The 19,791-nt window shown below is 74.0% G+C and carries 18 protein-coding genes; 7 read left to right on the top strand and 11 right to left on the bottom strand.

All coding sequences use genetic code 11. The features are described 5' to 3' along the window. Window positions 1-45: 45 nt before the first annotated feature. Window positions 46-1,398, top strand: coding sequence for a uracil-xanthine permease family protein (locus QCD68_RS03800; protein ID WP_301222078.1), 1,353 nt, complete (start codon window positions 46-48; stop codon window positions 1,396-1,398). Window positions 1,399-1,458: 60 nt separating this feature from the next. Here the strand turns inward: QCD68_RS03800 and QCD68_RS03795 are convergent, their stop codons facing one another. After that, window positions 1,459-2,124, bottom strand: coding sequence for a GAP family protein (locus QCD68_RS03795; protein WP_301222077.1), 666 nt, complete (start codon window positions 2,122-2,124; stop codon window positions 1,459-1,461). Between the two features lie 80 nt (window positions 2,125-2,204). On the opposite strand from QCD68_RS03795, the gene QCD68_RS03790 reads away from it, so the two are divergent. Then, window positions 2,205-3,521, top strand: a complete 1,317-nt coding sequence (locus QCD68_RS03790; RefSeq protein ID WP_301222108.1) for an MATE family efflux transporter — start codon at window positions 2,205-2,207, stop codon at window positions 3,519-3,521. 24 nt (window positions 3,522-3,545) lie between these two features. Here the strand turns inward: QCD68_RS03790 and QCD68_RS03785 are convergent, their stop codons facing one another. The 3 genes from QCD68_RS03785 to QCD68_RS03775 all read right to left on the bottom strand — a co-directional run bounded on the left by QCD68_RS03785 (window position 3,546) and on the right by QCD68_RS03775 (window position 6,641). Further along, window positions 3,546-4,211 (bottom strand): hypothetical protein, encoded by a 666-nt coding sequence (locus tag QCD68_RS03785; protein WP_301222076.1) that lies wholly within the window; start codon window positions 4,209-4,211, stop codon window positions 3,546-3,548. A 57-nt stretch (window positions 4,212-4,268) separates the two neighbouring features. Further along, entirely contained in the window at window positions 4,269-4,739 is a 471-nt protein-coding gene (locus QCD68_RS03780) for a DUF2087 domain-containing protein (protein WP_290158652.1), read from the bottom strand. Between the two features lie 648 nt (window positions 4,740-5,387). Beyond that, on the bottom strand, window positions 5,388-6,641 hold the full coding sequence (locus QCD68_RS03775; protein ID WP_301222075.1) for a LacI family DNA-binding transcriptional regulator: 1,254 nt from the start codon (window positions 6,639-6,641) through the stop codon (window positions 5,388-5,390). 54 nt (window positions 6,642-6,695) lie between these two features. Between QCD68_RS03775 and QCD68_RS03770 the strand changes: the two genes are divergently transcribed. The 5 genes from QCD68_RS03770 to QCD68_RS03750 all read left to right on the top strand — a co-directional run bounded on the left by QCD68_RS03770 (window position 6,696) and on the right by QCD68_RS03750 (window position 13,066). Continuing rightward, window positions 6,696-8,039 (top strand): MFS transporter, encoded by a 1,344-nt coding sequence (locus QCD68_RS03770; protein ID WP_301222074.1) that lies wholly within the window; start codon window positions 6,696-6,698, stop codon window positions 8,037-8,039. A gap of 81 nt (window positions 8,040-8,120) precedes the next feature. Next, complete coding sequence (gene nucS / locus QCD68_RS03765; protein WP_111075370.1) at window positions 8,121-8,816, top strand: endonuclease NucS; 696 nt, start codon at window positions 8,121-8,123, stop codon at window positions 8,814-8,816. A 124-nt stretch (window positions 8,817-8,940) separates the two neighbouring features. After that, the gene (locus QCD68_RS03760; protein ID WP_301222073.1) at window positions 8,941-9,615 is read left to right on the top strand and encodes an HAD hydrolase-like protein; all 675 of its coding nucleotides are present in this window, start codon (window positions 8,941-8,943) and stop codon (window positions 9,613-9,615) included. Further along, complete coding sequence (locus QCD68_RS03755) at window positions 9,612-10,883, top strand: MFS transporter (protein WP_301222072.1); 1,272 nt, start codon at window positions 9,612-9,614, stop codon at window positions 10,881-10,883. The genes QCD68_RS03760 and QCD68_RS03755 overlap by 4 nt, the downstream gene beginning before the upstream one ends. 137 nt (window positions 10,884-11,020) lie before the next feature. After that, window positions 11,021-13,066 (top strand): ArnT family glycosyltransferase, encoded by a 2,046-nt coding sequence (locus QCD68_RS03750; protein WP_301222071.1) that lies wholly within the window; start codon window positions 11,021-11,023, stop codon window positions 13,064-13,066. 15 nt (window positions 13,067-13,081) lie between these two features. On the opposite strand, the gene QCD68_RS03745 is transcribed toward QCD68_RS03750, so the two are convergent. The 7 genes from QCD68_RS03745 to QCD68_RS03715 all read right to left on the bottom strand — a co-directional run bounded on the left by QCD68_RS03745 (window position 13,082) and on the right by QCD68_RS03715 (window position 19,595). Further along, window positions 13,082-13,921 (bottom strand): SDR family oxidoreductase, encoded by an 840-nt coding sequence (locus QCD68_RS03745; protein WP_301222070.1) that lies wholly within the window; start codon window positions 13,919-13,921, stop codon window positions 13,082-13,084. A 96-nt stretch (window positions 13,922-14,017) separates the two neighbouring features. Further along, on the bottom strand, window positions 14,018-14,677 hold the full coding sequence (locus tag QCD68_RS03740) for a nucleoside/nucleotide kinase family protein (protein ID WP_301222069.1): 660 nt from the start codon (window positions 14,675-14,677) through the stop codon (window positions 14,018-14,020). Further along, on the bottom strand, window positions 14,674-15,384 hold the full coding sequence (locus QCD68_RS03735; protein ID WP_301222068.1) for an FAD:protein FMN transferase: 711 nt from the start codon (window positions 15,382-15,384) through the stop codon (window positions 14,674-14,676). Before QCD68_RS03735 ends, QCD68_RS03740 begins: the two co-directional genes overlap by 4 nt. Window positions 15,385-15,419: 35 nt before the next feature. Continuing rightward, entirely contained in the window at window positions 15,420-15,899 is a 480-nt protein-coding gene (locus QCD68_RS03730; RefSeq protein ID WP_301222067.1) for an FMN-binding protein, read from the bottom strand. Further along, window positions 15,896-17,365, bottom strand: a complete 1,470-nt coding sequence (locus tag QCD68_RS03725; protein ID WP_301222066.1) for a ferredoxin reductase family protein — start codon at window positions 17,363-17,365, stop codon at window positions 15,896-15,898. The genes QCD68_RS03730 and QCD68_RS03725 overlap by 4 nt, the downstream gene beginning before the upstream one ends. A 128-nt stretch (window positions 17,366-17,493) precedes the next feature. Then, window positions 17,494-18,918, bottom strand: coding sequence for a sensor histidine kinase (locus QCD68_RS03720; RefSeq protein WP_301222065.1), 1,425 nt, complete (start codon window positions 18,916-18,918; stop codon window positions 17,494-17,496). Then, window positions 18,915-19,595, bottom strand: coding sequence for a response regulator transcription factor (locus QCD68_RS03715; RefSeq protein ID WP_301222064.1), 681 nt, complete (start codon window positions 19,593-19,595; stop codon window positions 18,915-18,917). Before QCD68_RS03715 ends, QCD68_RS03720 begins: the two co-directional genes overlap by 4 nt. Window positions 19,596-19,791: the final 196 nt, after the last annotated feature.

Below are 19,791 nucleotides of genomic sequence, written 5' to 3'. Positions count from 1 at the left end.
GACGGCAGGCCGCCGTACTGGCCCTCCGCCCGCTACGGTCATCGCATGGGACTTCCGTGGAAGCTGCACGGCGACGGCCGCACCGTCTCCGCTGCGACGATCGTGGCGCCGGACGAGCGCCTCACCTGGCCCCGCACGATCGGGCTCGGGGTGCAGCACGTCGTCGCGATGTTCGGCGCCACGTTCCTGGTGCCGCTCATCACGGGCTTCCCGCCGTCGACGACGCTGCTGTTCAGCGGCATCGGCACGATCCTGTTCCTGCTCCTCACCGGCAACCGGCTGCCGAGCTACCTCGGCTCGTCGTTCGCCTTCCTCGCGCCGATCGGGGCCGCGACGAAGATCGGCGGCATCCCGCTCGCCCTGTCCGGCATCATCGTCGTCGGCGCACTGCTGGCCGTCGTCGGGCTCATCGTGCACCTGGCCGGCGCCGGGTGGATCGACCGCCTGATGCCACCGGTCGTCTCGGGTGCGATCGTCGCCCTGATCGGCTTCAACCTGGCTCCGGCCGCGCGGGAGAACTTCGTCGCCGCCCCGGTGGTCGCGGTGATCACGCTGGCAGCCATCGTCCTCTGCACCGTCCTCTTCAAGGGCCTGCTCGGCCGGTTGTCGATCGTCGTCGGTGTGGTGGTCGGCTACGTCGCGGCACTGATCGGCGGACAGGTCGACCTCAGCGCGGTCACCAAGGCGGACTGGGTCGGCCTGCCGACCTTCACCGCACCCGCGTTCGACCCGTCGCAGATGGCCGTGTACCTCGGGTTCCTGCCCGTGGTCCTGGCCCTGGTCGCCGAGAACGTCGGCCACGTGAAGGGCGTCGGCCAGCTCACAGGACGCGACCTCACGCCACTGACCGGACGCGCGCTCTTCGCGGACGGCATCTCGACCGTGCTGGCCGGTGTCGGTGGCGGCTCGGCGACGACCACCTACGGCGAGAACATCGGCGTGATGGCGGCGACGCGGGTGTTCTCGACGGCGGCGTACTGGGTCGCTGCGATCGCCGCGGTGCTCCTCGGGCTCTCGCCCAAGATCGGTGCGGTCATCTCGACCGTCCCGGCCGGCGTCCTCGGTGGTGCGACCACCGCCCTCTACGGACTGATCGGCGTGATCGGCATCCGGATCTGGGTCGAGAACCGCGTCGACTTCGCCAAGCCGAAGAACCAGCTGACCGCGGGCATCGCGCTCATCATGGGCATCGCCGACTTCACGTTCCACTTCGGTGGTGCCACGTTCGGCGGCATCATCATCGGCACCATCGCGGCGATCGTCGTCTACCACCTGATGGACGTCATCGGTCGAGCTCGTGGCACCGACCCGGCCAGCCCCGCGGCGACGGACACCGAGCGGGCAGCCACCGGCGGTGTCCCCGTCGAACCCCGCCCGGACACCGTGAAGCGCTGCTGACCGGCCGAAGACGACTGGCCCGACACGACGGGCCAGGTGCGACGGCCCAGGCACGACCACTCAGAGGAGCCCGACGACCCCGGTGACGAGCTGCACCACGCCGAGCACCACGAGGACGACGACGAGGGCGACGGAGCCGCGCTTCGCGATGAACCGCCTCGTGGCCACGAGGACCGGTTCGGCTCGGCGCCCGAGCGCAGCCGCGACCGCGATCGGCAGCACGGCCGTGGACCCCGCGAGCACCACGTAGGCGGTCCCCGCGACGACCAGGCCCGCCACCGACGGGTCCGCGTCGCCGACCACGAGACCGGCCGTCATCGACAACACCAACGCCTTCGGGTTCGTCACGAACCAGACCACACCGACGCCGAAGGCCCGCGCCGGCCCGATCGCCGCCATCAGGTCCGACCACCCGGCGCTGCGCGGACGGCCGTCGGGCAGCCGACGCACGGTCCACTGCCACACCGCGAGTCCGAGGAGCAGCACACCGGCGGCGACCTCGATCACGGCTCGGACGTCGGTCTTCCCGCCTGTGGGAGACGGCAGCCGTTCGCCGAGCAGGACGGCGACGACGAGCGCGGTGGCCACACTGAGGACCCACCCCGTGGCGCACGCGGCAGCGGAGGAGTACCCACCCCGGTGGCCGAGCAGGAACACGACCGAGGCGATCACCAGCGGACTGAGTGCGATCCCCACCACGGCGGGGACGAGTGCGACGACGTCCACACCTCGACCGTAGCCATTGGCAGGATGTCCTGGTGCCCCCTGACTCCGAGGACGAGACCGCGACCGTCGTCGTGACGGCGATCGATGCGCGCCGGGATCGTCGTTCGGTCGACCGTGACATCGTCCGGCTCGCCCTGCCGGCGCTCGGGGCACTCGTCGTCGAGCCGCTCTTCCTGCTCACCGACACGGCCCTCGTCGGGCACCTCGGGGCGACGTCACTGGCGGCAGTCGGCGTGGCGAGCGCGGTCCTGCAGACGGTCACGGGCCTCCTGGTCTTCCTGGCGTACGCCACCACCCCGGCCGTGGCGCGCACCCTCGGGTCCGGTGACCGCCGCGGCGCGGTGCACGCCGGCATCGACGGTATGTGGCTCGCGCTCGGCCTCGGTGTCGTCCTGGCGCTGGTCGGCTGGCCGCTCGCCGGTCCCCTCATCGACCTCTTCGGCGCGGCGCCGGAGGTGTTTGCAGCCGCGACCACGTACCTGCTCGTCTCGCTGATCGGCCTGCCCGGCATCCTGGTCGTGACCGCGTCGACGGGGTTGCTCCGCGGACTGCAGGACACCCGGACCCCGCTCGTCGTCGCCACCGTGGGCTTCATCGCGAACGGCCTGCTCAACGCCCTCCTCATCTACGGGCTCGGGTGGGGCGTGGCGGGGTCCGCGGCCGGCACCGTCGTCGTGCAGTGGGCGATGGCCGCCGTGTACGTCTGGATCGCGATCCGGGCAGCGCGCGCCTCCGGTGCGCCGCTGCGACCGGGTGCCTCGGGTGTGGTCCGGGCGCTGCGTTCCGGGGCCTGGCTGTTCCTCCGCACCGCGTCGCTGCGGATCGCGATGCTCGCCACGATCGCGTCCGCGACCGGGCTCGGCACCATCGGGCTGGCGACCACCCAGATCGGGCTGACGGTGTTCAGCACGCTCGCGTTCGCGCTGGACGCGTTGGCGATCGCCGGCCAGGCGCTGGTCGGTCACGCGCTCGGGGCGCGGGACGCCGAGCGCGTCCGGCTCGTGACCGGGAGGCTCGTCCTCCTCGGCATCGCCGGTGGCGTCCTGCTCGGGGCACTGACCCTCGCCGTCAGCGGCATCCTGGGACCGGTGTTCTCCGATTCCGGTGCGGTCCGGGCAGCGTTGCCGCTCGTCCTGGTGCTCCTGGCGGCCGGACTACCGGTCGCCGGGTACGTGTTCGTGCTCGACGGGGTGCTCATCGGCGCCGGGGATGCCCGGTACCTGGCCCTCGCCGGTGTCGTGAACCTGGCCGTGTACCTGCCGCTGCTGTGGTGGCTCGGGGGCGACCTGGCGTCGCTGTGGGCGGTCTTCTCGTTCGGCTACATCGGCATCCGCGCGGTCACGCTCGGGGTCCGGGCACACCGGCCGGGGTGGATCGCGGCAGCGCTCGCCCGCTGAACCGGAGTACGCCGGACGGCAGGTCTAGGCCTCCGGACCGGTGGCCGGAGCCGTCGATCGATCCGTCGACGGCGACGAGTCGGGCAACGACCGGAGGACACGTTCCGCGCGACGTGACTCGACCGCGCCCATCGCGCCGATGAGCACGGCCACCACGATCAGGAACGCGAGGAGCCACACGTCGCCGGACGACAGAGCGAGGCCCCAGGCCGACCCGACCATGACGGCTCCGAGGGCGACGAGACCCGGCACGGCCGCCCGCGATGACCGCCGCTGCCACTGCAGGAAGGCGCGGACGAGGGGCACGCTGTCCGCCGACACTGGCTCGCGACCGGTGATCTGACGCCCCGTCCGTTGCCGCTGCTCACGGTCGAGGACCGCGAACGGACGCTCGTCGGTGGCGATCCGGAACGGCTGCAGGGTGTGATGCCGACGGGCGACGAACCAGTTCCGCACGGCGAGGACCGTTCCGAGCACCGCCACGGTGACCGGCCCGGGCCACCAGCGTTCGCCGAACACGATGACGGGTACGGCGAGGGTCAGGAGCACCGCGCCGACGGCGATGACAGCCGTGACGGACGGCCCGTGGACGGTCGGCCCGTGCTCGGCGAGCCGTTCGACACGACGGGCAGCTTCGAGCATCGCGGCGTCGGGGGTCGCCGCGGGAGGGGCGCTCGGGGTCGTGGTCACGAGCCCAACCAACCACACCCACCGCGGCATGGTCGGGCCCGTCACTCGGTCACTCGGTCACTCCGCCCGGAGCGCGTACGCCGAGCCGTCCGCCGACCGCGTGAGGACACCCGCGTCGACTGCGTCACGCCGCACCAGCGCCACGTCGGCGACGAGCATCGCCAGCGCCGCGTTGAGCGTGCTCTCCGGGACACGGCGTGACGGCCCGAGTCGGTCGAACACGAGCCGGACGACTGCGGTCGACACCTGCTGACGCGCACCGGCGTCCAGCGGCAGCGCGGTGATCCGGTCGACGTGCAACACCGCCCGGTCGGACCGGAGCAGCTCGACCGCGTCCTTCGCCTGGCCGAGCAGTCGGGCGTCCACGGCTCCGTCCGCGTCGATCCAGTCGAACCGGGCCACGGCCTCCCGGGTCCGTTCGTCCCCGAGCTCGTGGGCACGATCGTTCCCGATCCCCGCCAGGAGCTTCGGGGTCATGACGACCGCGATCACCTGTCGCGCCCGTCCCAGCGCCGCCTGCACGTCCATCTCGGTCCCCTCCGTCGTGTGGCTGCGAGGGTACCGAAGCCGCTCCCGAGGCCGACCGCCACCGGACGGGAGGCGCGTGGCCAGCCCGATCCGCGCCTCCCGTCCGGCCGCACCCGGCCGCGCCCGGCCGCGCGGTTCGAGGCGGACCCGCACAACCCGCGCCAACCCGAACCGCGGGATGCCGCGGTTCGAGGTGGCTTCCGTTGGGCGGAGGCGCGTGGCCGACCAGGCCCGCCCGTCCCGTCCGACTCAGCCCGGGCCCACGGTTGCACGGGAGGCGCGTGGCCGGCTTGGGCCGCGCCTCCCGCCCGACGGCGCGCCCCGCAGCGCCCGGCCCCGCGGTTCGAGGTGGACCCGCACAACCCTCGCCCGCCCGAACCGCGGCATCCCGCGGTTCGGGGCGGAGGCGCGTGGACGGCTGGTGTCGCGCCTCGCGGCCGACGCCGCGGCCCGCGCGTGAGCGGCTGGTGCCGCGCCTCGCGGTCGGCAGCGCTCGCGGCCAGGGCGGCGGGACGCGGTTCGAGGCGGACCCGCACAACCGTCGCCCGCCCGAACCGCGGGATGCCGCGGTTCGGGGTGGCTTCGGTTGGGCGCAGCCGGACGGAACCGTGGGCGCGAAGGGCGCGCAGAGCGCGGCGCGCAGCGCGCCTACCCCCGCGGGGGCGCCGTCGTGTCGCCGATGCGCAGCTCGGAGCGGAAGGACGCCGGCTCCGGCGCCTCGCCCTCGAGCATCGCGAGCGCGGCCCGGGCGGCCGCCTCCCCCTTCGGCACGAACGGCTGCACGAGCGTCGTCAGCTGCCGGATCGGCGAGCGGTGCAGCAGGCTGTCGTCGACGTGGATGCCGTCGAAACCGACGACGCTGACGTCCTCGGGGACGCGGAGTCCGGCCTCGAGTGCGGCGGAGATCACCCCGACGGCGAGCAGGTCGCTCTGCGCGACGACGGCGGTGGGGGCCTCGAGTCCGGGGGCGAAGAGCGCGGCGCCGGCGATCCGACCCTCTTCGACGGAGCTGCCGGTGGTGACGACGGCCGGTGCCCAGGGGTAGACCTCGCGGACGCCACGGAGGCGCTCCATCGTGGTGAAGGCAGTGGAGGACCGTTCGCGCTCCGCGTCGACGGATCCGCGGTCGCGCGAGCTGTCGAGCGGCAGGGCGACGACGGTCACGTCCCGGTGGCCGAGCTCGCGGAGGTACGCGGCGGCCCGGCGGGAGGCGTCGCGGTTGTCGAGGTGGATCGGGACGGCGCCCTCGATGACGTCGGCCTCGATCGCGACGACGGGGATCGCGCGACGGCGGAGGACGGCGACCGCGGGGTCGATCCGCACGTTGCAACCGATCAGGATGACGGCGTCCATGGGTGCGTCGACGAGCGGGGCCATGCCGCGTTCGTCGTCGAGGGGGCTGCGGACCAGGAGGAGCGAGACCCCGGCGGCCCCGGCGACCTCGGCGATGCCGTCGAGCGTCAGCACGTTCACCGGGTCGCGGAAGGCGTCGCTCAGCCGGTCGTCGAGGACGACGCCGATCACGCCGGACCGTCCGCGGCGCAGCGATCGGGCCCGGGGGTCCGGACCGTCGTAGCCGAGTTCCGCGGCGACGGCGAGGATGCGCTGGCGGGTGTCCTCGGACACCGGGCCGCTGCCGCTGAACGCCAGGGACGCGGTGGACGGGGCGACTCCGGCAGCGCGGGCGACGGCGGCGAGCGTCGGCCGGGAGGCACGCCCCACCCGGGTACCGCCCGTCGCGTCCGACCGCGGCGGGCGGGGAACACGGGCCGGGCTGGCCGGGCTGGCCGCGCCGGTCAGGCTGGCCGCGCCGTCCGGGTTGGCCGCGCCGTCCGGGCTGCTCGCACCGGGCACCGGGGCGCGGTCGTCCGACTCGCCGGGTTCGCTTGCCGTGTCGTCCATCGCTGGTTAGCGTAACGGGCAGACCAGCTCGAATCGATTCGATCGGACAGACCCATGACGACGGCCGTCACCCGCACCGCACCGACGACGCGCGCCTGGCGCAACGCGGTGTTCGTCGTGTTCACGCTCTCCGGGCTCGACATCGCCACCTGGCTCGGTCGGATCCCGAGCGTCCGGGACTCGCTCCACGCCTCGCCCTCGACGATGGGGCTGCTGGTCCTCGGCATGTCCGTCGGGTCGATCGGCGGGCTGACCTTCGCCGGCCACATCGTCGCCCGTCTGGGTGCCCGGCGCGGGGTCCTCGTCGCTTCCGCCGCGCTCGCGCTCGGCCTGGTCGCCGCGGGCGTCGCCGTCACCCTGGGCTGGGGCTTCGCCGCGATCTGGATCTGCCTGATCGCGTTCGGCTTCGGCAACGGCCTGTGTGACGTGTCGATGAACGTGGCCGGTGCGACCGCCGAACGACTCGGTGGCCGGACGATCATGCCGCTGTTCCACGCCGCGTTCAGCGTCGGCACACTCGCCGGCGCGGGCCTCGGCGCCCTCGCCGAACGCCTGGAGATCCCGGTCGCCCTGCACTTCATCGTCGTCGGGATCCTCACGAGCCTGGCGATGATCGTCGCCATCCGGTGGTTCGGCGACGACCGACACGTCGAGCCCGAGGCCACCGACACCAGCCCCGTCGCCCTGCCGGTCTCGCGCTGGGCGGTCTGGCGGCAGCCGTCGACGCTCCTCATCGGCGTCATCGTGCTCGGCATGGCGCTGGCCGAGGGCTCCGCGAACGACTGGCTGCCCCTCGCCATGATCGACGGGCACGGCCTGGAGAACGACGGCGGCTCTGCGGTGTTGACGGTGTTCCTCGCCGCGATGACCGCTGGACGGATCGCCGGCAGCCCGCTCATCGACCGGTTCGGCCGCGTGCCGGTGCTCCGCGTCAGCGCGGCCGTCGCCGTGGTCGGCCTCGGCATGCTCATCTTCGTGCCGAGTGTCCCGCTCGCGATCGTCGGCGTCGTGCTCTGGGGGCTCGGCGCGTCCCTCGGCTTCCCGATGGGCATGTCCGCCGCGGCCGACGACCCCCGCACCGCTGCCGCCCGCGTCAGCGCGGTCGCGACGATCGGCTACGTGGCGTTCCTCGCCGGGCCGCCGATCATCGGGTTCGCCGGGGACCACGTCGGGCTGCTGCACGGGCTGCTCATCGTGTTCGTGTTCATCATCGCGGCGGGCCTGGCGTCCGGCGCAGCGCGCGAGCGGACCGGGGTGGGTGCGGGTGCCACGCCGACCACGCCGGCCGGCGACGCGCACGGCGGGGGCGGGGCGCGCCTCCCGTCCGACACGGACCCGAAGAGCGAGACGGCCGACACGGACCCGAAGACCGAGACGGCAGACGCCGACCGCCGCTGACACGGGCCCCGCCCCGTGAACCGACCGCCACACGCACCCGCGACCCGCCGGGCAGCACGCGATCCCGGTTAGGCTTCCCGGGTGCGTCTCGTCATCGCCCGCTGCTCCGTCGACTACGCCGGTCGCCTGTCGGCACACCTGCCCCTCGCGAACCGCCTGCTCATGCTGAAGGCGGACGGCTCGCTGCTCGTCCACTCCGACGGCGGCAGCTACAAGCCGCTGAACTGGATGAGCCCGCCGTGCTCCATCGCGATCGCCGAGCCCGACGAGGACCAGGCCGCCGCCGGCATCACCCAGGTGTGGACGGTGACGCAGAAGAAGACGCAGGACCGCCTGATCGTCAGCATCCACGAGGTGTTCGCCGACGAGTCCCACGACCTGGGCGTCGACCCGGGTCTGGTGAAGGACGGGGTCGAGGCGCACCTGCAGCAGCTCCTGGCCGAGCAGATCGAACTCCTGGGCGACGGGCACACGCTGGTCCGCCGCGAGTACATGACCGCCATCGGACCGGTCGACATCCTGGCGCGGGACGACGCCGGTGCGAGCGTCGCCGTCGAGATGAAGCGCAACGCCAACATCGACGCGGTCGAGCAGCTCACCCGCTACCTCGAGCTGATGAACCGCGACCCGCACCTGCGACCGGTGCAGGGCGTGCTGGCGGCGCAGTCGTTCGCCCCGCAGGCACGCACCCTGGCCGAGGACCGCGGGATCCGCTGCCTGGTGCTGGACTACGACGAGATGCGCGGCATCGAGGGCGGGCACGCCCGCCTGTTCTGACGGGAGGCCCGTCCCGGCCCCGCCCCGCACGCCCGGCCCGGCATCCGGCTGCGGCCCGACCCCGCGTCGCGGACCGGCCGTCCGTCGCGGCCTGACGGTCCGCCGCGGTTAGGCTGGACAGGTCATGACAAGCAGCCCGGAGCGCCCCTTCACCGCCGTCCTGTTCGACCTCGACGGCACCATCAGCGACTCGGCGCCGGGCATCCTCGAGAGCCTGACGTACACGTTCCAGCAGGTCGGCGTCCCGGTGCCGGACCGCGAGACCCTGCTGTCGTTCGTCGGGCCGCCGATCCTCGACACCTTCCGGATCGCGATGGGCATGGACGACGAGCTCACCGAACGCACCCTGTCCGTGTACCGCGAGCACTACCTGTCGCACGGGGCCCTGGACAGCCTGATGTACCCGGGCATCGACGTCGTCCTGCGCACCCTGCACGAGGCCGGCGTGCCGATCTCGACCGCGACGAGCAAGCCCGAGACGCCGGCGACGTACATCCTCGAGCACTACGGCCTGACCGGGGACATCGACGTCATCACCGGAGCGAGCGACGACGAGGTCCGCTCCGCCAAGGCCGACGTCGTCGAGGAGGCCCTGCGTCGCCTGCGTGCCCGCGGGTTCGACGTGTCCCGCCCGGTGCTCGTCGGCGACCGGCTGCACGACGTCGAGGGCGCCGCGGCACACGGCGTCCCGACGGTCTTCGCGGAGTGGGGCTACGGCTCCCCCGCCGAGGCCGCGGACACCATCGCGCAGGCGGCGACCCCGCTCGACCTGCTGCCGATCCTGCTGCCGACCGCATGACCACCGGCAGGGTCCGGTCCGGCCTGCGCGGAGCCGCCTGGCTGCTGCCGGCCGCGATCGTCCTGGTCGCCCTGAACTTCCGCGGGCCGATCGTGGCCCCGGCGCCGGTGATCGGGGACGTCCGCGCCGACCTCGGCATGACCGCGACGGTCGCCGGTCTGCTCACCACCATCCCGGTGCTCTGCTTCGCCCTCGCGACGCCGTTCGCCAGCTGGGTGATCGCCCGCTTCACCGCGGAGCGTGCGGTGTCCCTGTCGCTCGTCATCGTGTTGGTCGGGACCGTCGTCCGGTCGATCCCGCACGAGGCCGCGCTGCTCATCGGCACCGCGGTGATCGGCATCGGCATCACGATCGGCAACGTGGTGATCCCCGTCGTGATCCGCCGCGACACCTCGCCGGAGCGGGTCGGCCTGGTCACCGGTGTGTACACGTCGGCGCTCAACGTCGGGTCGATGATCACCTCGCTCGGCACCGCACCGATAGCGGCCGCCTGGGGATGGCCCGTCGCGATCGCGGTGTGGGGTGTCCTGGCCCTCGTCGCGGCCGCCGCCTGGACCTACACGGTGGGCGCGGGCGCTGCCTGGCGCGGCACCGACCACGACCCGGAGCCGCTGCCGGTCACCGGGCCGATCGACCAGGTGCTCGACACCGGGTCGGTGCGGACCGTCACGTCGCGCGGCGCTACGGCCGAGGTCGAGACCCTGCCGCACCCCGCCAAGCGCTGGGTGACGTGGGGGCTCATGCTCGCGTTCGGCGGGCAGGCGTTCTCGTACTACGCCCTGACGGCGTGGATCCCGACGCTGCTGCACGACGAGATCGGCTTCGACACGGCGTCTTCGGGCGCGAGCTCGTCGGTGTTCCAGATCCTCGCGGTCGTCGGGGCGCTCGGGGTCCCGGTGCTCGCCAGCCGGTTCCGGCCGCGGGTCATCATCGTCCTGGTCGCGTTCTTCTGGCTGGCGATGCCGCTCGGGCTCCTGGTCGCCCCGCAGCTCTGGCTGCTGTGGTCGGTGCTCGGTGGTGCGGCCCAGGGTGGTGGCATCACGATCATCTTCATCGTCATCGTCCGGCTGGTGTCGAACGACGACGACGCCCGCCGGATGTCCGCGTTCGTGCAGGGTGGCGGGTACCTGCTCGGTTCGGCTGGGCCCCTCGTCGCGGGCGCGCTGCACGGGGCGACCGGCGGCTGGACGGCTCCGCTGCTGACGGTGCTGGTCGCGGTGCTGCTGCTCGGCGTCGTCGGGTCGGTGGCGGCGCGCAAAGTCCGCTGACCGGGGAGACCGGGCTGGGAAGACCGGTCCGTCGCTCGGTGTCCGCTGGGTGTCGTCTCAGTGTCCGCCGATGATCAGCAGCGAACTGGGGGCACCACCGCGGCTGGTCCATCGACTGGACCGACAGCCTCCCGGACGTGGACGACACGACGAGACCCGCCCGGTGGCGCGACCAACGCCCGAGCGCACGCTGGACCCTCGTCGGCATCCTGGTCGGCGCCCTCGTGCTGTTCTGCTGGAACCTCGGCCGCGGCGGTGACTTCACCTTCTACCAGGCGGCCGCGCGGTCGATGTCCGAGTCCTGGGCAGCGCTGGCCTCCGGCGCCTTCGACCCCGGTGCGACCGTCACGCTCGACAAGCTCAGCGGCTTCGCGGTCCCGCAGGCCCTGAGCCTGCGACTGCTCGGGGACTCGACCGCCGCGCTCGCGCTCCCCCAGGTGGTCGAGGGGCTCGTCACCATCTGGGCGTGCTCGCTCGTCGGACTGCGCTGGGCGGGTCCGGGCACCGGCCTGGTCGCCGCGGCCGCGGCGGCGACGACGCCGGTGTTCGTGTCGATGTTCGCGCACCCGATGGAGGACGCGATGGTCACGGCGGCCCTGGCGGTCGCGCTCTGCTGCTGGCAGCGCTCGGTGCTGACCGGGAGGTGGTGGCCCCTCGTCGCCGCGGGCCTGGCCGTCGGCGTCGGCTTCCAGGCGAAGATGCTGCAGGCGTGGTTCGTCCTCCCCGCCCTGCTGCTCGGCACCTGGCTCGGCTCCGCCTCCGGCCGACGGGTCGTACGGACGTCGGTCCTGGCGGTCGTTGCGGTCGTGTCGTCCCTGTCGTGGACGGTCGCGTTGGCGCTCGTGCCCGCGGGCCAGCGGCCGTGGATCGACGGCACGACGGACGACGACCCGTTCGCGATGGTGTTCGGCTACAACGGACTGGGACGGTTCCTGCCCGGGCTGGTCCCGGGTGCGGTGCCCGCCGAGGGCGGCGGCTCCCCGTGGATCCACCCCATCCCCGGCGCGGGCCACGGGACCGGTCTGACGAAGCTCGTCGACCCGCAGTACGCGACGCAGATCGGGTGGCTGCTGCCCGCGGCGGTCCTCGGCGCGGTGCTCGCGCTCGCCTCACTCCGGCCCCGCACCGGCGCGGACGGTCGGGCCGCCCGGGCGACGGCGGTCACCGTGCTCGTCTGGACCGTGACGGCCGCCGCGGTCCTGTCGGTCATGCACCTCCCGCACACCGCGTACGTCGCGGCGCTCGGCGTGCAGCTGTGCCTGCTGGCCGCCTCGGGGTGGCGCGGGGCGGTCGGACTGCTCCGTGCCTCCCGGCCGGTGCCCCGGTACACGCTCGCCGCACTGCTGCTGGTCGAGACGGTCTGGTGGCGGTGGCTGGACCGGACGGGCGGGACGCCCGAGGTCCTGGCACTGCCCGCGGTCCTCGCGGGCCTGGCGGCCGCCGCCGTCGCACTGGTGCTCGCGGTCGTCCCACCGGACCGGTGGTCCGCACGCCGTGCCGCCACGGAGGACCGGCCCGTCCGTCGGCGCGCGCGGCGCCTGGTCGCCGTCGCGACCGCCGCCGCACTGCTCGCCGGACCGGCCGCGTTCTCACTGCAGGCCCTGGACGCCCAGCGCGACGGGTCCGGCGAGGACGCGTCCGTCGGGACCGTCGACAGCCTGGCGGCACGCGGCACCCACGAGGACCGCGAGGTCTTCCACGTGTCGGCCCCGGCGGTCACCGGAGGGACGACACCGGTGCCGTCGGACACCCGCGTGCTCGTCCGGACCGCGCTGGCGCTCGGTGGCGGGCGGGACGGTCGGCCGCTGTTCCTGTCCGACTCGTGGCGCGTCTCCGCCGAGGTGATCGCCACCACCGGTCGAGCCGTGCTCACCGACGGCGGCTACTCCGGACGCGTCCCCGTCTTCACGGTCGGGCAGGTCGGCGCCGAGGTCCGCTCCGGCGTCCGGCTGGTCGTGGAGCGCACCGGAGCCTCCGCGGACGACCCGGTCCGCCAGTACGTGGCGCACGACCCCTGCCGGCTGGTCCGGCAGGACGGGCCCGGTGTGCGGCCCGAGCTGTCCGACCCGTCGCACCTTCGGTCCGGCGGACACGCGGGTCCGGCCGACCGGGAGGCCCGCCACCGGTCCGGTGCTGCGGCCCACCACCGGCAGACGGGCTGGACCCTCTGGCAGTGCGGCTGACGGGACCGGCGCGGGTCAGTCCCCCCGGGCCTCCAGGACCTGACGGAGTGTCATCGGCGGACGGCCGGTGACCCGCTCGACGTCACCGGACACCTTGCGGAGCGACCCGTCCGCGATCGCCGTGTAGGTGCTGACCCAGGCGTCGGCCTGCCACGGCTCGGGCTGCCAGCGCTGCCGGGAGGCGTAGGCCTCCTCCAGGGACTCGCGGTGGTACGACACCGGGCGCCCACGGACCTCGCTGACGACCGACGCGGCCTGCTCGAGGGCGATCGCAGCGGGACCCGTCAGGTCGTACGTGCGGTCGAGGTGCCGCGACGGCTCGCGGAGGACGGCCGTCGCCACGCGTGCGACATCGGCACGGGCGACCGCCGCCATCGCACCCTCGCCGGCCGGACCGCGGATCACGCCGTCCTCGCCGACCAGGTCCTCGACGAAGTCCAGGTAGAACGAGTCCCGCAGGAACGTGTGCGCCATCGAGGTGTCACGGATCGCCTGCTCGGTCCAGAAGTGGTCGCGACCGAGCGTGAAGGTGGCGTCGGCGGCCGCGCCCTGGAACGACGTGTAGACGACGTGCCGGACGCCGGCGTCGGCCGCGGCCCGGATGACGGTGCGGTGCTGGTCGAGCCGGTCACGGGCCTCCGCCCCGGACACGAGGAACAGGACGTCGATGCCCGCGAACGCGGCGCGGGCCGCCTCGGCGTCGGCGTAGGTGGCGACCGCGACGTCGGCGCCGGGCAGCTCCGGGGCACGGGCGGCGTCGCGGACGACCATGCGGAACGGCGTGCCGTCCGCGGCGAGCGCCCGGGCGACGGCGCCGCCGATGTTGCCGGTGGCCCCGGTGATGGCGATGGTCACGTCGTGCTCCTGTCGGTCGGGCGGTGCGGGGTTCGTGCGGTGCGGGGGTCGGGCGGTCAGGTCGTGCGGTGGTGTGGGTCCGTCTCGTGCCGGGCGTCAGGTCCGGACCAGGACGGAGGCCCGGTGCAGGTCCGCCGTGACGCGTGCGGCGTTGACGCCGTCCACCTCCACGGCCCAGGCCCGGGCGGACTCGTGGTCGCGGCCGTGGCGCATGTGCCGCCCGACGAGGCGGTCGATGCGCACGTCGTCGTCGACCACGCAGGCCCAGGTCTCGGTGAACAGTCCGGGCAACTCGCGCCACGGGGCGGACTGGTCGAGCAGGTAGTTGCCCTCGGAGACGACGAGCACGGTCTCCGGCGGGACGGCGATGCTGCCGGCGACGGGTTCGTCGACGCGGCGGTCGAAGTCCGGTGCCCAGACCGTCTCGGTGTCGTCCAAGCCTCCGCCGGTCCTGGTGAGGCGTCGGACCAGCGCCACGTACCCGGCCGCGTCGAAGGTGTCGATCGCACCCTTGCGGTCGTGCCGGCCCAGGGCGTCGAGTGCGGCGTTCGCCAGGTGGAAGCCGTCCATCGGGACCTGGACGGCGACGCTCGGGCCGAGCTGCTCGGTGACCGCGGTGACGACCCGGCGGGCGAGTGTCGACTTGCCCGCGCCGGGAGCACCGGCGATGCCGAGCACGCTCCGACCCCCGGCCGCGGCGAGCGCCACCGCGCGTGCGACGGCCTGGTCGGCGGACAGGGGCTCCGGCGTGCTCACGCCCCCATCCTGCTGCATGACCGGGCGGCGAGTCCGGGTGTCGCCCAGGCGCGGCCGTCGACGCCGAACGCCAGGACGTCGACCGTGCCGTCGGCGGTGGTGCGGGCGAGGTCGGCCTCGTCCCCGGCCAGGACCGCGGTGGCGAGGACGTCGGCCGTGACGATGTCGTCGGCCACGACCGTGACCTGCGCGAAGGTCGGGACCGAGCGGCGCCAGACGTGTTCCCCCCGTTCGGCGGTGCCTGAGGTCGCGACCGCACGTCGGGGCGCGTCGAGCTGCACGACGTCGGCCAGGGCGTCACGCCGGTCCGGGTCGACGACGCCGACCCGCCAGGGCGCACCGTCGTGGGTGCCGCGGACCAGGACGTCACCGCCGGCGCTGAGCATCCAGTCCGGGGAGACGGCGTCGAGCAGCACGCCGGCGTCGCGGACGGCGAGGGCCTTGACGACGCCGGACAGGTCGATGGTCCCGTCCGGGCGGTGCGGGGTGAAAGCACCCGCGGTCCGGTCCCGCCAGGTCAGGGCCAGCGCGTAGACGTCACGGACCTCCTCGGGGGTGTCGGCGAGGCAGAGGGTCCCGGCGGCGACCCGGCTGAGCACCGAAGCGGGGTCGTACCGGCTGTACCGGTGGTCGTACCCGGCGAAGACCGCCCGGACCCGCGCGGCCGTCTCGGCGTCCGCGCCGCGCAGGCTCACGACGGTGCCCATCGTCGGGAAGGTCCGGACCGGGACGGCGGGGACCGTCACAGTCCGGCCTGGTCGATCGCGGACTGCAGGGACGTCGTGTAGCCCTCGCTGGTGAAGGTCGCACCGCTGACGGCCTGGATCTGGGCGGACTGCGCCTGCAGGGCCTCCTGGCGGAGGACCGGGGCAGCTTGGGCGCTGATCGCCACCGATCGGCCGTCCGCGTCGGTGAGCTGTGGTGCGGTGACGTCGGTGATCGTGCCGTCACTGACGACGATGCGCACCTGGACGGGTCCGTAGCGGGTCTGGGCGACGGCACCGAGGAAGGTGCCGGACGCCGTGGACCCGGACGCTGCCGACCCGGAGGTCCCGCTCGTGCCCGACCCACTCGTACCCGACCCACTCGTACCCGACCCGCTCGTGTCCGAGGTCGACGTCGGCGGGCTCGCCGTCGTCGCCGTCTGCCCGCCGATCTGCCACCCGATCACGAGCACGGCGACCGAGGAAAGCACGCCGCCGAGGACCGCCCGGGCCCTCATGCGCCGAACCGCTCGTGGTGGATCCGGTGCGCGGGCACCCCGGCTCGTCGTGCGTCCTGCACGACCAGGTCGGCCCAGGACTGCGGGCCGCAGACGTACAGGTCGGACTCGAGCAGGTGCGGGAACACCGAGCCGAGGGTGACCCCGCGGCGCAGGTCCTCCTCCGTCATCCAGCTGGGCCGGGACCGGGCGCGCGGCCCGACCATCGCGCAGACAGCGCTGCCGGAGGCGTCGGCGAGCGCCGCGGTCTCCCGCCACAGGTACTGCTGCCGGTCGTCGGTGCCACGCAACAGCACCGTGGCCTCGCCGGGCCGCAGGTCGGTGTCCTCGAGCAGGGCACGGACCGGCGTGATGCCGATGCCGGACGCGACGAGCGCCAGGTACGGCGCAGTCCGGGCGTGCGTCGTGAAGAGTCCGTACGGGCCCTCGAGCGAGACCGCGGCACCCGGTCGGATCCGACCGAGTCGCGCCGAGCCCGCACCGAGGTCGCGGACGGTGATGCGCGCGCGGTCGACGGTGGGGACCGCCGAGAACGACACCGGGTGGGCGTGCCACCACGTGGTGCCGGTCCAGAACCGCCACACGCCGTACTGCCCGCCGCGGGCGCCGAGCCGGTCCAGGTCCCGTCCGGCGAGGTGGATCGAGACCACCCCGGGGGCGATGGGTTCGACGCCGACGACGCGGATCCGGTGCCGCAGGCTCACGACGACCGGGACGACGAAGCGGTGGACCGCGATGAGCCCGAGGGACAGGACGTACAGCGCGATCCAGTACGCCCGCTGCCAGGAGCCGTGGGCCAGGACGCTGCCGGCACTGAGCATGTGGGGCAGGGCGACCAGGACGGCGGCGTAGCTGAGCAGGTGGATGCCGTGCCACACCTCGTACGGCAGGCGTCGACGGACGGCGACGAGCGAGCTGACGACCACGAGCACGAACAGCCCGAGGCCCAGGTACGCCAGCGGCATGTCCGGGCTCGAGAACAGCGCGATCGTCTCGGCGACCGGACCGGACCCGTCCGCCGCCGCGTACCCGAGGGTGAGCAGCGCCCCGTGTCCGAGTAGCAGGAAGAGGACCGGCTTGCCGAGGGAGCGGTGCACCGCGATTGCTCGGTCCTGGCCGACGACGCGGTCGAGCAGCGGGACGCGGGCGGCCAGGACGAGCATCACGAGGACCAGGTCGGTCGCGACGAGGCCGGCGACGATCCCGGCGTCGGTCAGGACGCCGCTGACGCCGGTGACGGTGTGGGAGCCCGGTGACACGAGCCACAGGGCGACGGCCACCGCGGCGGAGGCCCAGGTCGCCACCACGAGCAGGTCCGCCATCGCCAGGCGGCGGCGTCCGGAGCGGCGGCGGCGACGTGCGGCGACGTCCCACGGCTCGACGACGGCCTGCGGGTGCGGTGTCGATGGGTGCGATGACCGTGGGACCGGGGCGGTCCTCGGTGCGGGGCGAGCGGTGTCGATCATCGGCTCGTTCCTCTCCAGCGTGTGATCAGGTGCCGTTCAGCATCGGCACCGCCCCTCTCGATCTGCCCGGAACGAGCACTGGGGATCGCTCGAGATCTCGAGTGATCGGGGGTGGACTCACCACTTGGTCAGGCCGGCGGGACCACGACGGCGGCGGACGCGCCTCCCGTCCGGCGGTTCGTCAGCGTGGCCGTCCCGCCGGCCTGCCCGGCCAGCCCGCGCACCAGCGCGAGGCCGAGGCCGGCGCCACCCGCCCCGCCGGTTCCGGCTCGGCGGGCGGTGTCCGCACGGGCGAAGCGCTCGAAGGCGACCGGCAGGAACGTCTCGGGGACACCGGGACCGTCGTCCTCGACCACCAGGCGCAGCGCCCGGTCCGGCGTCTGCGCCAGCTCGATCGTGACGGCGGTCGCCGCGGTGCCGTGCGCGAGGGCGTTCGTCACCAGGTTGTCGACGATGCGCCCGAACGCGGCGGAGTCGATGCCGTACCCGACGGTCGGGTCGAGGAGGTCGACCGTGAAGTCGACGTCGACCGGCGCGGCACCCACGCCGTCCCGCGCACCGCCACCGGCACCGGCACCGGCGGTCATCCGCGCCCGGTCGACGCCCTGCATGACCTCGGTCACGAGCGCCTCGGCCGTCGTGGTCACGGCGGGTGCACGGCCGGTGTCGGTCGCTTCGTCGAGCCGACTGAGCTCCAGGAGGGTCTGCGCGAGTGACGTCAACCGCGCCACGTCCGCCTCGGCCGCCGTCAGCGCACCCTCGAGCGCCACGGCGTCGCCGGCGGACCGGTGGGCGAGCTCGAGGCGCGCGGTCAGGGCGGCGAGCGGGGTGCGGAGTTCGTGGCTGGCGTCCGACACGATGCGCCGCTCGCGCTCGGTGTTCTCGCGTTGCCGGTCGATGAAGGTGTTCAGCGTCCGGGCGAGGTCCGCCAGCTCGTCGTCCGACGGCCCGACCGGCAGGTGCCCCGCGGTCCGCCCGACGCTGAGGTCCTCCGCTGCCCGACGCATCCGTGACACCGGGCGGAGCGCGATCGTCGACAGCAGCCACGCGGCGAGGCCGAACGCGGTCAGCGCCAGGAACGTGCCGCCGACGAGCGACCGGTCGATGCGCTCGAGCGTCTCGTGCCCGGCGCGGCCGTCCCGCGCCGCCCAGACCACGGAGGTCCGATCGGCGCTCCGGACCGGGACGCCGACGACGGTGACCGGGCCGCGCGGGGTGCGGAGGCGCAGCGTGACCTCGTCGCCCGGCACCGTCGTCGGCAGGGCGCGACTGACCGCGCGGGGCAGGGCGTCCACGACCCAGTCGCCGTCCGCCGAGCGGATCCCGACGAGGACCCCCGCGGCCGGCCGGTCCGGCGCTTCCCCGGGGTTCCCGCGCAGGTCGGAGACGAAGGGTGCGGCGTCGGCGGCGGCGAGCGACCGGTCCGTCTCCAGCGTGGCGTGTGCGATCTGCAGGTGCAGCGCGACCGCGGCGCCGGCGAGGATGACCGCGCCGACCAGCAGGCTGCCCAGCGTGATCCGTGCCCGGACCGACAGCCGGCGCAGCAGTCTCACCCGGCGGTCCCGAGCTCGAGCGCGTACCCGACACCGCGGACGGTCCTGATGCGCACCCCGGCACCGGCCGCGAGCAGCTTCTTGCGGACGTAGCTGACGTACTGGTCGACGATCGTGGGGTCGAAGTGGTCGGCGCTCCCCCAGACCTCGTCGAGCACCTCGCGGCGGCTGCGGGCCTCGGGCGAGCCCTGGATGAGGTACCGGAGGAGCGAGAACTCCTTGACGCTCAACGGCAGGTCCCGGCCACGGACGCTGGCCCGGACGGTGACGACGTCGAGCCGGACGTCGGCGGCCTCGAGGACCATGGCCCCGGCGGCACGGCGACGCAGGTGGGCACGGATGCGGGCGTTGAGCTCGGCGATCGCGAAGGGCTTGGTGAGGTAGTCGTCCGCGCCGGCGTCGAGTCCGAAGACCCGGTCGTCGACGGCGTCCCGGGCGGTGACGAGGATCACCGGCAGGTCCTGTCCCATCTCGCGGAGCCGCCGGCAGATCTCGAAGCCCGACATCTCGGGCAGCATCACGTCGATGGCCGCGGCGTCGAACGGTTCGGCGCGTGCGGCGGTCAGCGCGGCGATGCCGTCGGTCACCACCGTGACGACGTGCCCTTCGCCGCCGAGGCCCTGTGCCACGAGGGCACCCATCTCCGGGTCGTCCTCGACCACCAGGATGTTCGCCACGTGGATCCCTTCCGCCCGGTCGGCCGCGCACCGTCGACCGCGCACGGTCGCCCGCAGCACCATCATGCGGCAGCGGCAGCCCGGACCGCACCCACCCGAGCGCGGACGGTTGTTCGTGTGTGGTCTCGAACGAACCGACCCGCCAGCGCGCAGTCCACCAGCGGCGGGCTCCGGTTGCCTGGAACGGCGCGGCCAC

The sequence above is a fragment of the Curtobacterium sp. PsM8 genome (assembly GCF_030433875.1).
Lineage (GTDB): Bacteria > Actinomycetota > Actinomycetes > Actinomycetales > Microbacteriaceae > Curtobacterium.
The sequence above is the reverse complement of the archived record's forward strand: the minus strand, read 5'-3'. Positions and strand labels throughout refer to the sequence as shown.